At 44.2% G+C, this 14,267-nt stretch carries 15 protein-coding genes; 6 read left to right on the top strand and 9 right to left on the bottom strand.

Annotated elements, in window-relative coordinates:
- Positions 1–2: 2 nt before the first annotated feature.
- Together B143_RS0106130 and rpoH are read right to left on the bottom strand one after the other, a co-directional pair.
- Complete coding sequence (locus B143_RS0106130; protein WP_008315734.1) at positions 3–605, bottom strand: BON domain-containing protein; 603 nt, start codon at positions 603–605, stop codon at positions 3–5.
- A 13-nt stretch (positions 606–618) separates the two neighbouring features.
- Positions 619–1,485 (bottom strand): RNA polymerase sigma factor RpoH, encoded by an 867-nt coding sequence (gene rpoH / locus B143_RS0106125; protein ID WP_008315736.1) that lies wholly within the window; start codon positions 1,483–1,485, stop codon positions 619–621.
- 192 nt (positions 1,486–1,677) lie between these two features.
- On the opposite strand from rpoH, the gene B143_RS0106120 reads away from it, so the two are divergent.
- The 3 genes from B143_RS0106120 (at position 1,678) to B143_RS0106110 (ending at position 5,362) form a co-directional block, all read left to right on the top strand.
- Positions 1,678–3,999: an NADP-dependent malic enzyme gene (locus B143_RS0106120; protein WP_018122603.1), complete on the top strand. Its 2,322-nt coding sequence runs from the start codon at positions 1,678–1,680 to the stop codon at positions 3,997–3,999.
- A 115-nt stretch (positions 4,000–4,114) separates the two neighbouring features.
- A complete protein-coding gene (locus B143_RS0106115; RefSeq protein ID WP_018122602.1) occupies positions 4,115–4,813 on the top strand; it encodes a peptidoglycan DD-metalloendopeptidase family protein in 699 nt (232 codons plus the stop codon).
- Between the two features lie 117 nt (positions 4,814–4,930).
- Positions 4,931–5,362 carry a TOBE domain-containing protein gene (locus B143_RS0106110; RefSeq protein ID WP_018122601.1) on the top strand — a complete coding sequence of 144 codons (432 nt, stop codon included), beginning with the start codon at positions 4,931–4,933 and terminating at the stop codon, positions 5,360–5,362.
- Between the two features lie 52 nt (positions 5,363–5,414).
- Here the strand turns inward: B143_RS0106110 and panC are convergent, their stop codons facing one another.
- Together panC and panB are read right to left on the bottom strand one after the other, a co-directional pair.
- Entirely contained in the window at positions 5,415–6,242 is an 828-nt protein-coding gene (gene panC / locus B143_RS0106105; protein WP_018122600.1) for a pantoate--beta-alanine ligase, read from the bottom strand.
- A gap of 9 nt (positions 6,243–6,251) precedes the next feature.
- Positions 6,252–7,043: a 3-methyl-2-oxobutanoate hydroxymethyltransferase gene (gene panB, locus B143_RS0106100; protein WP_018122599.1), complete on the bottom strand. Its 792-nt coding sequence runs from the start codon at positions 7,041–7,043 to the stop codon at positions 6,252–6,254.
- A gap of 83 nt (positions 7,044–7,126) precedes the next feature.
- Between panB and B143_RS0106095 the strand changes: the two genes are divergently transcribed.
- The gene (locus B143_RS0106095) at positions 7,127–7,741 is read left to right on the top strand and encodes a hypothetical protein (RefSeq protein ID WP_026165738.1); all 615 of its coding nucleotides are present in this window, start codon (positions 7,127–7,129) and stop codon (positions 7,739–7,741) included.
- Positions 7,742–7,782: 41 nt separating this feature from the next.
- Here B143_RS0106095 and B143_RS0106090 read toward each other — a convergent pair whose 3' ends face one another.
- Genes B143_RS0106090 through B143_RS0106075 form a run of 4 tightly spaced genes read right to left on the bottom strand, consistent with a single transcriptional unit; the run spans position 7,783 to position 10,668 of the window.
- Positions 7,783–8,550: an ABC transporter ATP-binding protein gene (locus B143_RS0106090; RefSeq protein WP_018122597.1), complete on the bottom strand. Its 768-nt coding sequence runs from the start codon at positions 8,548–8,550 to the stop codon at positions 7,783–7,785.
- On the bottom strand, positions 8,543–9,388 hold the full coding sequence (locus tag B143_RS0106085) for an ABC transporter permease (RefSeq protein ID WP_008315747.1): 846 nt from the start codon (positions 9,386–9,388) through the stop codon (positions 8,543–8,545). The genes B143_RS0106090 and B143_RS0106085 overlap by 8 nt, the downstream gene beginning before the upstream one ends.
- A gap of 6 nt (positions 9,389–9,394) precedes the next feature.
- Positions 9,395–10,363 carry an ABC transporter substrate-binding protein gene (locus B143_RS0106080; RefSeq protein ID WP_018122596.1) on the bottom strand — a complete coding sequence of 323 codons (969 nt, stop codon included), beginning with the start codon at positions 10,361–10,363 and terminating at the stop codon, positions 9,395–9,397.
- A 20-nt stretch (positions 10,364–10,383) separates the two neighbouring features.
- Positions 10,384–10,668, bottom strand: a complete 285-nt coding sequence (locus B143_RS0106075; RefSeq protein WP_008315749.1) for a YerC/YecD family TrpR-related protein — start codon at positions 10,666–10,668, stop codon at positions 10,384–10,386.
- A 296-nt stretch (positions 10,669–10,964) separates the two neighbouring features.
- On the opposite strand from B143_RS0106075, the gene B143_RS0106070 reads away from it, so the two are divergent.
- Entirely contained in the window at positions 10,965–12,320 is a 1,356-nt protein-coding gene (locus B143_RS0106070; protein WP_018122595.1) for an MFS transporter, read from the top strand.
- Positions 12,321–12,353: 33 nt separating this feature from the next.
- On the opposite strand, the gene B143_RS0106065 is transcribed toward B143_RS0106070, so the two are convergent.
- Positions 12,354–13,289: a LysO family transporter gene (locus B143_RS0106065; RefSeq protein WP_018122594.1), complete on the bottom strand. Its 936-nt coding sequence runs from the start codon at positions 13,287–13,289 to the stop codon at positions 12,354–12,356.
- 149 nt (positions 13,290–13,438) lie between these two features.
- Between B143_RS0106065 and murI the strand changes: the two genes are divergently transcribed.
- On the top strand, positions 13,439–14,257 hold the full coding sequence (gene murI / locus B143_RS0106060; RefSeq protein WP_018122593.1) for a glutamate racemase: 819 nt from the start codon (positions 13,439–13,441) through the stop codon (positions 14,255–14,257).
- Positions 14,258–14,267 lie beyond the last annotated feature (10 nt).

Genomic DNA, 14,267 nt, shown 5'->3' with positions numbered 1-14,267 from the left:
CCTTATCCTTTCTTTTCTGGGTAATACGTTTGGAATAATGGCACCACTTCAATCACGCCAGAGACTTTGCGCGCAGCATCAATCACAGGTTGCATTTCTGTCGGTTTAAGTAAGCCCATTAAATAAACATAGCCTCGTTCTGTCACCACTTTGACGTTGCCTGCATAAAAATCAGGTGAGATGGTTAAAAGCGCAATCTCGCCTTTGACTTTTGCAGTGATGAAGGTGTCTTCTGCACGTTCAGCCATAGAAGATGGCGGTGCAATCACAAGCTCATTGTACACCTCAACAACGCCCGGAATTTTCTTCACTTGTTCTTCAAGCGTAATGCCAATGTCACGGGTGTACACTTCCCCGGCTAACAATACATGGCGATTATAACTCACCTTATTGATGTGGTTTTTAGAGCTGTATGGCAAATCACGAATGATGCCATCGATCTTAAATTCAATTTCCTGATCTTCAATGATCACGGAGTTTGCGCGGCGATCTGCCATAATCACGCCCGTTGTGCCAACGGTGCCAAACACCAAAGCGGGGGCACATCCTGAAAGGGGCAAAATCAATGCCCCAAAAACCAATGCTAAAATTTTTCGATAGCTCATACGCTCAATCCGATTATTCCACTAAAAACTTTTTCAATTTTGTCATCGCTTGCGCTTCGATTTGACGAATGCGCTCTGCGGAGACTGAATATTCTGCTGCCAATTCATGCAGCGTCGGTTTTTTACTGTCATCCACTTCCATCCAACGGCGCTGAACGATGTCACGGCTGCGATCATCTAAGCTTGCCATGGCTTTTGTCAAAGCTTCTAGACGACGATTATCCGTATCATCTTGCTCCACTTGCATCGATGGATCCATCTCTTCATCGGCCAACCATTCTGACGGTGAATAATGTTCATTGTCATCATCACTGTTTGATAAGTCAAAGGAAACATCATTAGAAAATAGGCGCGATTCCATGCGTTTGACTTCATCTACACTCACATTGAGTTCATCAGCAATGGTTGCGGCCTCATTTTCATTGAGCCAACCTAAACGCTCTTTAGAAGAACGCAAGTTAAAAAAGAGTTTGCGTTGTGCTTTCGTGGTGGCCACTTTTACAATGCGCCAGTTACGAATCACAAAGTCATGGATTTCCGATTTGATCCAATGGACTGCAAAAGAGATCAAACGGACGTTATATTTTGGGTCAAAGCGTTTGACCGCTTTCATTAAGCCCACATTGCCCTCTTGGACTAAATCCACTAAAGGTAAACCATAGCCAGAAAAGCCTTTGGCAATGTGTACAACAAATTTCAAATGGGCAATCACAAGCAACTGCGCCGCTTGGATATCATTGTGTTCAATCAAACGGGTTGCAAGCTCGCGCTCTTCTTCTGCCGTTAAGGTTGGGATATCTGCAATGGCAGAAGTGTACGCGCTAAAATCATCACTGACTGCTGGCAATGAATTCGCTCTTAACACTAAGGATTTATTCATGTAAACCTCCCTAAAATTGATGGGACGATTATAGCACAGATCATCGACAACGATGTTGTGCTCGACCTCTATTATATTTCTAATACTTTATATAGAATAGTCAATAATTACATTTTTTGGTAACATTAACCATTAAATTTTAGCATTTTTATGCGTAAATTTTACACAATTTAACAAAATTCTGGAGGAATCATGACAACCAACGATAAAGCACAAAAAGAGATAGAGTTTAGAAAAGCGGCACTCAATTATCACCGCTTTCCTAAACCCGGTAAAGTGGCGGTTGTTCCCTCAAAACCCGTGAGTGATCAACGCGACCTTTCCCTCGCTTACTCACCGGGTGTTGCCTATCCTTGTGAGGAGATTAAAGAAAATCCCTTAGCCGCCCTTGATTACACTGCAAAAGGTAATTTAGTGGCGGTGATTTCTAATGGGACCGCTGTTTTAGGCTTGGGCAATATTGGTGCCCTTGCTGGTAAACCTGTGATGGAAGGCAAAGGCGTCCTCTTTAAAAAATTTGCAGGCATTGATGTATTTGACATTGAAGTGGATGAACAAGATCCACAAAAATTCATTGAAGCGGTGGCCAGTTTAGAACCCACTTTTGGTGGCATTAACTTAGAAGACATCAAAGCGCCTGAATGCTTTGAGATTGAAGCGGCGTTAAAAGCGCGCATGAACATTCCTGTGTTCCATGATGATCAACACGGCACCGCCATCATCGTGGCTGCCGGCATCATGAATGCCTTAAAATTGGTGAATAAACCGATTGAATCTGTGCGCTTAGTGTGTAGTGGCGCAGGTGCTGCTGCCCTTGCCTGTTTAAACTTATTGGTCTCCCTTGGCCTTAAAAAAGAGAATATTTTGGTGTCTGACATCGATGGCATCATCAATACGCGCCGCCCTGAAGAGACTTTAAATCAATACAACAAAGTCTATCAACAAGAAACGCCGCACAACACCTTAGCCGATGCCATTTGTGATGCAGACATTTTCCTAGGTTTATCTGCGCCGCGCGTGTTAAAGCCTGAAATGGTTCAAACAATGGCGCCGAACCCAATCATTTTTGCCCTCGCCAATCCTGAACCAGAAATTCGCCCTGAATTGGTGTTAGAAGTTCGCCCAGATGCCATTATGGCCACAGGTCGATCAGATTACCCTAACCAAATCAACAACGTATTGTGCTTCCCATTCTTGTTCCGCGGTGCATTAGATTGTGGCGCCACAGAAATCAACGAAGCCATGAAAATTGCGTGCGTCAATGCCATTGCCCGCCTTGCACAACAAAGCGCAAGCATCAACATGCCGCATTCCCGTAAAGGCATGACGGCAAAATTTGGCAAAGACAGCATCATCCCAAAACCTTTTGATTCGCGCCTCATCATTGAATTGCCAGTCGCTGTTGCCAAAGCTGCCATGGAATCTGGCGTGGCTAAGCGCCCGATTGAGGATTTAAACGAATACCGCCAACATTTAACCTCGCTCGTGTATCGTTCATCCATGATCATGAAGCCTTTATTTGATGAAGCTAAACACAATTACCGCACCATCGCCTATGTGGAAGGTGAAGATGAGCGCGTATTGCGTGCTGCTGAAATCATCTTCAATGAACAATTGGCCAACCCTGTGTTGGTGGGCCGAGCGGAAGTGATTCAAGCAAAATTGGCAGATTTATCCATCACTTTACCCACAAAAGTATTGGGACGTGAAGACACCATCAGCCGCACCAATCGCGATTACGTACAGATCATCGATTACCGTGATCCACCACATTTAACTGAGTGTCATCAAGCGTATTATGCCAAAATGTGCCGCAAAGGTTTAACGTCTGATTGGGCGTATCACCGCTTACAAATGCGCCCAAATGTGTTAAGTGGCATGTTGCTTGATCAAGGTTTCATTGATGGGATTGTGGCGGGTACATTGGGTCAATATCAAAACCATTTAGAGCACATTACCGATACCGTGGGCTTAAAAGATGCCCATCAAGCGCCTTCAGCCGTGAGTTTATTGCTTTCATCAGAAGGCCCGCTCTTTTTCACGGATACACATGTGACGGTTAATCCATCAGCCGCGCAACTCGCTGACATTACATTGGCAGCGACGAAAATTGTGGAACGTTTTGGGTTAACGCCAAGCGTTGGGCTGATTTCTCACTCAAACTTTGGTTCTGCGGACACAGAATTCTCCCGTAAAATGCGTGAAACCTTGGCCATTTTACAAGAGAAAGCGCCAACATTAGCAGTCGATGGCGAGATGCAACCTGAATTGGCGCTCTTTAAACATCATCGTGATGAATATTTACCCACCAATCATTTAGCGAACAATGCTAATTTATTTGTGTTCAACAATATTGATTCTGCAAACGTGACGTACAACTTTGCCAAATCCATTACGCAAAGCGTGGTGGTTGCCCCGATTTTAACGGGCTTTGCCAAACCTGTACAGATCCTCACGAACATTGCCACAGTGCGCCGTGTGGTGAACATCACCGCGATTTGTGCCACGGAGTAATGGCTCAGAATCATCAGGATGTTCGCAAAATTAATCCTTTACAATCTCAGTTAAAGTGGTTATTTTGCGAACTTGTTTAAATTTTTGGAAGACTCATAAAAAGACAATGAAATCTATGCGTACAACCCTCATCGTTCCGTTCATGTTAGTGATTGCTGCCTGTTCTAGCCATGGTGTGTATACCGTTCGCTCTGGCGACTCTTTAAACAGCATTGCCAATCGTTACAATCTTTCGGTCGCTGAGTTAAGTCGCATGAATAACATTTCTAATCCTGATCACATTCGGGTGGGTCAACAATTGAAGATCAGAGGCGGTGCTAAAGTGCGTGACGGTCGCGCGGTGGCATCGACTCAAACATCAACTTATAAACCGAATAAAACAACAGCGACTTCTGATCATACGATTAAAGCGCCAAGCACATATAACAATCAACCGATCCCCAAAATGGGCGGCTGGCATAAGCCGACACAAGGCAAAGTGGTGCGTAACTTTAACCCGAATTTACCAGGTCACAAAGGCATTCAGATTGCTGGCAATCTCAATCAACCCGTCACCAGTGCCAACAATGGCCAAGTGGTGTATGCAGGTGTTGGCAGCGGTGGATTTGGGCAATTGGTCATCGTTAAGCATTCTAACAATGTTTACACCGCCTATGGCTATTTATCCTCCATCTCTGTGCGTGAAGGTGAACGCGTGAAAAGTGGTCAGCAAATTGGCACCATGGGTAAAAGCTCAGAAGGTCGAAACATCCTTCATTTTGAAATTCGTGTGAACGGTTCCCCAATCAATCCAACACGTTATGTGAAATTTTAATTTCGCGCGCCCGCATTTTTAGGGCTATCTTCCGGCCTGCGAGATGGTGTATGATTTCAAATGCGTTCGATCAAAGAACCATTAAAAGTACAACATAAGTAAAGTAAGGAAGGAAACATGAAAACAACAGCACGCAACCAATTTACAGGCACCATCGAAGCCATCCAAACAGGGGCGACCAATGATGAAGTGATCATTGACATCGGCCATGGCTTAGAAATCGTCGCGGGCATTACACAAGGCAGCACTCGTCGTTTAGAATTATCTGTCGGTCAAGAAGTGATTGCACTCATCAAAGCGCCATGGATCATCCTCGCAGAAGACACGGATGAATATGAATTCTCAACACGCAATCAATTCAGTACGACAGTCTCTGCGGTTAAAACAGGCGCTGTTAACAGCGAAATCTTTGTTAAAACGGCTGAAGGCATTGAGCTTGTGGCCATCGTGACCAATGAAAGCGTTGAAAACTTAGATCTTAAAGAAGGTCAAAAAGTTAAAGCCCTCTTTAAAGCACCGCACGTTATTTTAGGCGTCAAAAAAGCATAATCAAAAAAAGCATATCTCGCTTGAGATATGCTTCTGTGTCCATCACATACTGTTAAATTCTTAAATTATCTAATAAACGCGTTGCGCCCATTTTTGCAGCCGCCAAGACAATTAAATTGCCAGTGCGCGCACTTGCCACGGCCAATGTATCCGCATCACGAATGGATAAATAATCCACCTGCCAACCTTTGGCATTTAAATGATCCATAGCCTTTTGCTCAATCGCACGTAAATCCTCATTGCTCTCTAAAATCGCCGCACGCACCGTATGCAAACACTCAGACAATTCGATGGCTTGGGCTTTCTCCTCAACAGATAAATAACCATTGCGGCTCGACAGTGCTAAACCCTTTTCATCACGTTTAATGGGTACAGAGATGATCTCTATCGGGACATTGAGCTCATTGACCATCTCTTTGATGATGTGCAGCTGCTGAAAATCCTTCTCCCCAAAGCATGCACAATCTGGCGTAACGATGTTAAACAGTTTTGTCACAACGGTGGTCACGCCATTAAAGTGCCCTTCACGGGTTGCGCCGCACAGCTCATTTTGAATGTCTGAAGGCACCACACGCACAGATTGCACGCCAGATGGATACATCTCTTTCGCGCTTGGGGCAAACACCGCCGTCACGCCTGCTTTGGCCAATTTTTCACAATCGGCTTCGAGCGTGCGCGGATAACTGCCAAAGTCCTCATTTTCGCCAAACTGAATGGGATTGACGAAAATGGAGACAATCACATGATCCGCTGCTGCCTTTGCTCGCTCAACAAGGGACAAATGCCCATCGTGCAAATTGCCCATTGTGGGCACTAATGCCACGGATGATAATGTTTGACGAAGAGCGCGCAACTCTTTAATGGAATGGATGATTTTCATGTAATCCTCTTATGCTTCAAATGTATGAATGGATTCAGGAAAAGTCCCCGCTTTAACCGCCGCAATGTATGATGATATGGCGGCTAAAATGGAGTCTTGACCCTGTAAGAAATTTTTCGAAAATTTCGGTGGTTTCGGATAAATGCCGAGTAAATCTTGTAACACCAAAACTTGTCCATCGCAATCTTTACCTGCACCAATGCCAATGACAGGAATGCTTAAAGCTTCTGTCACTTTTTTAGCCAAAGGCGCCGGAATGCACTCTAATACCAACAATGCAGCGCCGGCGGCTTCATGGGCTTTTGCTGCGGTCAATAATGCTTCTGCTGCGCTTTCATCCCGCCCTTGCACACGATAACCGCCAAGGGTATTGACGGATTGCGGCGTTAAACCTAAATGCGCACACACAGGAATGGAACGCGCCGTTAAATATGCTGTTTTCTCCACTTGATGCATGCCACCTTCTAATTTCACCATGTGTGCGCCTGCCTTCATTAAGGCGGCTGCATTTTGATACGCGCTGATGGTATCGGCTTCATAGGTGCCAAAAGGTAAATCGGCGAGCAATAACGCCGCTTGATTGCCCCTTGCCACATTTTGTGTGTGATAGATCATCTGCTCTAAGGTGACAGGCAATGTGCTCGTGTACCCTTGAACCGTCATGCCCAATGAATCACCAATCAATAAAATCTCAACGCCTGCGGTTTCCATCACGCGGGCAAACGATGCGTCATAACACGTCAGCATGGTGATTTTTTCTTGCTTTGCCTTCAACTGTTTCAATGTGGTCACTGTAATCATGATCATTCCTACTTGATAAAAGGAGCTTGATTATAACGCCGCCCACAAAAAGTGCTATCCTTGAATCATTTAGGAGCATCGCTGTGCAGGCTCGACTCGAACGATCTCAAGTGAGTATTTATCTCATCACCCTTGGCATTGCCATTGTGGTGGGATTATCTATGCCCTTCCATTCGATGGATTATTTACCCATCGCGCTTGGCATCCTCATGTATGGGATGTTTGTACAGATTCCTTTTTTAAAATTTCTCGATATTTTAAAAGCACCGCGTTTTTTATGTGCGATTTTGCTCAGTAACTTTGTGATCATTCCGCTTGTCTTGAGTGTAGCTTTTCCCTATTTTCCTGATCATCCTGCCCTGCAATTTGGCATTTTATTGGTGTTACTCACGCCTTGTATTGATTATGTCGTTGTGTTCACAACCCTTGGCAAAGGCGATGGCAAATTGATGCTGGCCGCGACGCCAATTTTATTGATCCTACAAATGCTGCTTTTACCCATTTATATTTATCTATTTTTGGGGCAAGGCTTTGTGGCTGCGCTCTCCATTCAGCCCTTTGTGGAATCGTTTTTTGTCTTAATGTTATTGCCCAGCGAATGGGTGCTGATGGCCATCACTGCAATTGTCACGCAAACATTGGTGGAGCTTGTGGGCGAACTCATCTATGTGCGCATCACGCCAAAGATTCATGGATAAAAAAAGCCCTGCAATGCAGGGCAACTTTATGAACAACAGGATTATACATCCGCAAAGTCGGCTTCAAACATTGCCGCTAAAGCCGGCGCTGAAATGTTTTGCTTCTCTTCACGGGTGAATGTTTTTAAGAACTGACCATTTTTAAGGAGCATCGTGCGATCACCATATTCAATGGCGTGATGCATGTTATGGGTGATCATTAAACAGGTTAAATCTGAATCTTCCACAATTTTGTTGGCCAAATACATCACCGTTTCCGCAATTTTTGGGTCAAGGGCAGCAGTGATTTCATCTAAGAGTAAAATCTTAGAATCTGCCAAAATCGCCATGATCAAGCTCAACGCTTGGCGCTGCCCGCCTGATAAATTCATCACAGAATCGGATAAGCGATCCTCAAGCCCCATGTTCAATAACGATAAACGATCTTGGAAAAACTCACGCTGAGCCTTGCCATTGAAAAATTGCAAGCCTCTGAATTTGCCACGTTTAGCAGCAAATGCCATGTTTTCTAAAATCGTCATGCGTTCCATGGTGCCCACACGCGGATCTTGCATCACAATCGACACGTCTTTTGCGCGCTTTTGTTGGGATGCATTCGTCACGTCCACATCATCAATCAAAATGCGACCTTTCGCAGGCTTCATAAAACCTGAGATCACATTAAACAAAGTGGATTTACCTGCGCCATTGCCGCCAATGATGACGGAAAACTCGCCTTTTTTTACTTCAAGATTTAGGTTAGAGAGCACTTCTCGCTCAAGCTTTGTGCCTTTTGCCACAACCACATCGATGGATTCTAATTTAAGCATTTTTACGTCCCGGCATTGCCATAATCACCACAATCAATAAACCTGCAATCAAGTTAAAGTCTGAGGTTTGAAGGTGTAAGAATTCAACGTTTAAGGCCACCGATGTCACCACGCGATATGCAATTGAACCAATGACGCAGCTCAATAATTTCACCCAAAGGGAGCGAAATGGCAAGATTTTCTCACCGATGATCACCGCAGCAAACCCTGCAATGATCGTCCCAATGCCTGAGGTTAAATCCCCAAAGCCTTGCTGCTGAGAGAACAACGCACCGCCAAGGGCAATCAAACCATTGCCGAGCGCCACGCCTAAAATGATCATCCATTTAACATTCACGCCGCCATTTAAGCATAAACGCTTATTTTGACCAATGGCGCGCAGTGATAAACCTAGATTGGTGCTCAAAAACCAAGTGAACACCGCCACAAGCACAATGGCAATGATGGCTAAATAGATCAGTGGTGAGAAGGTGAAAATCGTCGTTTTACCCAACAATGAAATGTTAGGAATGCCGCCCATCACATGGATATTGACGGAATAGAGCATAAATGCCACCAAAATCCCCGCCAATAAATCCGTCACTTTAAAATAGCAATTTAAAATGCCTGTGACAGAACCTGCAAGCATGCCGCCTGCAATCGCCATCAAGAGTGAAAAATAGGGATTGTATCCATATTTAATCATCACGCTTGAAATGGCTGCACCTAACACAAAACTACCATCGCAGGTTAAATCTGGGAAATCAATCACGCGAAACGTTAAATAGATCCCCATCCCGACGATCCCATAGATGAGCCCTAAAATCAGGCTCATCTCCAACTCATACATACTGATCATGCAACATTAATCCTTTTTGATGATTTTTGCAGCTTTCGCTGTCACGGCTTCTGGGAATGTATAGCCCAATTTATCTGCCGCATCTTGGTTGATGTAAAGTTCTAAACCACTTGGGAAACCCACATCAATGGTGTTGATGTCTTTGCCATCTAACACATCGGCGATCATTTCTGCGGTGTCTAACCCTAAATCATATTGATTAGGACCAAGGGCGGCCAATGCGCCTAATTCAACCGCATCTGTATCTGCCACAAACACAGGTTTTTTCTCTTTTGTTGCCGCCATGACGATGCTTTCAAGCGCCGCTAAAGCAGTATTATCACCATAAATGAAGAGCGCATCTGTTCTGCCCGCTAAGCGTGTGGCGGCTTGTGGTACGTCTGAGGTTTTATTCACAGCTTGCTCAACAATTGTTAAGCCCAATTGTTTGGCCGCTTTTTGTACATCATCTAACTGCTGAATGGAGTTCGCTTCTGCAGGATTATAGATAAAGCCAATGGTTTTAAGGTTTGGCAATAACTCTTTAAACAATTCAAACTGTGGCACCACATCCACTTTGTTGGACATGCCCGTCACATTGCTGTTTGAGCCTGATAATTTGGTCACTAAACTTGCTGTTAATGGATCAGTAATGGAGGAGAAAATCATTTTGGTTTTCCCTTCATTGGCAGCTTTAACGAGGCTTTGGGCTGACGTTGTGCCAATGCCCACCGTCACATCTGCTTTTTGGCTCACAAATTTAGAGGAAATTTGGCTGGCTAAGGCAATGTTGCCTTGCGCAGATTCCACGCGATAATCTAAGTTTTCACCTGCTTTATAGCCACGTTTTTCTAAACCATCTTTAATGCCACGCGCCGTTTGATCTAATGCCGGGTGCTCGACAATTTGATTCACATAAACTTTTTTCATCTCAGCATATGATGCACCGAATAAAGTCACCATACCAAGCGCTGCTGCCAATACTGTCTTTTTCATTCCATACTCCTGATGTTTAATTATGCCTGATCAATCTTTGCCAAAACGGCGGTGTAACCATTGTTATTTTCATCTTTTAAGAAGCGTGCAACACGCCCAATTGTGGTCAAACTTGCCCCAGTGAGGGCATGAATTTCACGGTATGAGTATTGCTCTTTTGCCAACAAGCGACACACACGCCAGCGCTCCACAAATGCGGCATATTCATTGGGCGTACAAAGATCACGTAAAAAAGCGTTCATGCTTTCTGCATCCTCTATCGTCAATAATGCGTCACATAAGGCTTTATAATCTTCATTTTTCATACTCGAAACTCCCAATCCAAACTGTACTACCATGATAGTACAGTTTGCTATTTTGTCAATTTATTTTCATCATTTTTATGAAGAGGCTTGCAATTATTTCAGAACAATTGTACAAAAGATGACATGAACAAAATGATTGCACTGGTTTATTTCTTTTATTTCTATTACTTCAAGCCCTGCGGGACTCGGAGCTTTTTTGTGATGCAGAAATAAAACCACACAATTTTCCCGAAACCCGCCAAATGGCGGGTTTTTTATTACCACCACTATAAAAATCATCAAAAAAGGAGTCACCCATGAGTGAAATCGCTCAGCCCACATCAAGGCGTCAGCCTTTGACAAAAGAGGATAAGAAAACCCTCTCACTTTCTGCATTAGGCGGAACCTTAGAATTTTACGACTTTGTCATCTATGCGCTTTACATTGAAACGGTGGTCAAACCCCTATTTTTACCTGCCGACCTTGCCGCAGGCTTTTGGGGTGACATTTTCGCATGGGGCGGCTTTGCTGCCGGTTACTTAGCGCGCCCGATTGGCGGCGTTGTGATGGCGCACTTTGGCGACACTTTAGGACGCAAAAAAATGTTCACCCTCAGCATTTTTATGATGGCCATCCCGACATTATGCATTGGCATCATGCCCACATATGAAACCATTGGCATCTTTGCCCCCATCTTATTGATCCTCTTTCGCGTGTTACAAGGCGCTGCCATTGGTGGTGAAATGCCAGGCGCTTGGGTGTTCATTGCTGAACATGCCCCAAAAAAACATTACGGGCTTGGCATTGGCATTTTAACGGGTGGCATTGCCGGTGGGATTTTATTAGGCTTTTCCATCTCCCTTGGCATTGACATCATCTATGCGGACAATAAAGCGGCCATCACCGATTATGCTTGGAGAATTCCATTCATTATTGGCGGGATTTTGGGCTTAGTGGCAGTTTATTTGCGCCGTTTTTTATCAGAAACCCCTGTATTCCAAGAAATGGCAAAAAAACGTGCATTGTCCAAAGAGATTCCGATTGTCGCCGTTGTGAAAAAGCACCGTTTGGCTTGCTTATTAACGGGTTTACTCACATGGTCATTGTCAACCACTGTGATGCTTGGGATTTTATTTACGCCTGTTAAAGTATTGCAAGGCATTTATGGGATGGATCCCCTCATTACACGCGCATCAGGGTTAGTGGCAGCTGTTTTCATTGTCATTGGCTGCGTGGTGTGCGGCATGATGGAAGATCGCATCAAAACGCGTCAAGCCTCCCTCTTCTTTTGGGGCGGATTGATCATAAGCTCAGCCGTATTTTACACCACATTGATGTACAACCCATCTGTGCCATTGATGATGACGTTATACGCAGTGATGGGCTTTTTTGCAGGTTGTACATCATTGCCGCCGATCATTGCCACACGTATGTTCCCACCGGCGATTCGTTTTAGCGGATTATCCTTTGCTTACAACATCTCTTATGCCATTTTCAGTGCATTGACACCTGCGATTGCCATTGCACTGCTTAAAATGACACCGATGGGCGTTGCGTACTACTTATGGTTCATTGCGGCATTGGCCATCGTCATTGCCTTTATACCGCTGGCCTACAAAGGTTGGCAGGCAGAAGATGAGGCTGCACCTCTTGCGGCTGCGCCTGCACTGTAATTCCACACAAAACCTACGGCAACGTAGGTTTTTTTATTGCGCTAAGCTGCCAAAAAAGACCAAGAAAAATGGCGCCACTAAATTGATGATGAACCCAAAGCTGATGGCGATGGGCACCACTTTGATGCCGCCTGTTTTTTGGATTAATGGCAACACAAAATCTAAAGATGTTGCCCCGCCCGATGCCACTGCAGATAGTGGATAACGCGCCATTAAAAGCGGAATCACTGCAAAAGCAAAAAACTCACGAAAGAGATCATTAAAAAAGGCAATGCTGCCTACGGTGGGCCCTAAACTTTTTTGCAACACGCTTGCGGACAATGAATACCAGCCAAAGCCTGAGCTGATGGCGAGCCCTTCTAGCACTGGGCGACCATTGAACCATGCGGCGATGATGCCGCCCACAAAAGAAGAGATGATCACCGCCACACTCAAAATCAAACCATAACGATTGAGGAAAACCGCCTTTAAACCAATGCCATTGCTGCGAAGCTGTATGCCCACAAACAATAACAACAGCATCAAAGCGCCCTGCCCGAGCACATCGTTGATCACTTTAAAGTCATGCATCGCCAACATATTGAGGGCTAAAATTCCTTGCCCCACAAAAATCCCTGCCACAATTGCGCCAAGGAGCTTTGCGGCATTCCACACAAGCCCCCAAGTCGAGGTTTGATAATCGGCGGCCTTTTGTGTTGTGACAGGCAAGGCACGATCTAAATAGATGCAAAACAGAAGATTCATCCCCAAAATGCAAACGATGTAAATCGCCGTTTGCCAAAGAATATTACCAAGCTCGCTGTTGAGGTTTTCCATCGTGGCCAAGCTTAACCCCATCACAAAAAGAATCAAATAGATCAGGATCATTAAGCTGTGGTCAATCAGCTTCAAAAGTGTTTTCGAGCGCACAACCGTAAAAAAGCCAATGAATAACGGCGCTAAAATCCACAGCAAGTTAAGCAACATCATGATGAATCAACCACTCAAAAAAACGGAACCACAAAGAGTAACAGACATCTTGCTCAGTTGCCAATGCTTACATAATCACTTTAAATATTTATAATTACATTTTATTAATATAATATATAAATTCCTCATTTAAAATAGGATTGATAATTATGGAAAATATGCAAAATTTACCCATTGCTGTTATTGATTCTGGCGTTGGCGGACTCACATCTGCGAAAGAAATCATCAAGTTACTGCCCCATGAAAATATCATCTATTGCGGTGATAATGGCAATGCACCTTATGGCAATCGCTCAGGCGATGAGATCATTGCATTGACAAAAAAGATGTTTGACTTTCTACAAAATCAAGAGGTTAAATTAGTAGCGGTGGCATGTAACACCATCTCCTCGACTTTTCTTTCAAAAACTTATGAAGGCTATGAAAAGCATTATCCTTTTCCTGTCATCTCAGTGATTAAACCTGCAGTTGAAGATGTACTCAAGCAACCGTATCAAGATGTGGGCGTCATTGCCACTGCCTTTACCATTAAAACAGGTTGCTATGATGCATTAATCCATGAAACAAAGCCGGATATGCCCGTCTATGGTGAACCCAGTGAAAATTTAGCCCATCTCATTGAACAAGGAGATTTAGATGCGCCTGCCATTAAAGAGGATGTCAAGCATCATGTGCATAATCTTTTGTCTAAGCACCCGAATTTGAAAGATATCATCTTAGGCTGTACCCATTATCCGATTGTGCAATCTCTCTTTAAGAATGCCGCGTCCCAAGTGCAATTCATCAATCCTGCGCATGATCAAGCAGCGGCGGTGGCAGATTATTTAAAGCAACACAATCTACTCAATCCACAAACTTCTGAAGGTACACTGAACATTTATACCAGTGGAACAGATGCTATTTATCACACGATTTTAAGCGAACTTGGCATCACAAAAACACCGCACATCACAGTGATGAAGTTTTAATACTCCATAG

The sequence above is a fragment of the Wohlfahrtiimonas chitiniclastica DSM 18708 genome, assembly GCF_000375345.1.
In the GTDB taxonomy this organism is placed as follows: Bacteria; Pseudomonadota; Gammaproteobacteria; order Cardiobacteriales; family Wohlfahrtiimonadaceae; genus Wohlfahrtiimonas; species Wohlfahrtiimonas chitiniclastica.
This window is presented reverse-complemented; position numbering and strand designations above follow the sequence as displayed.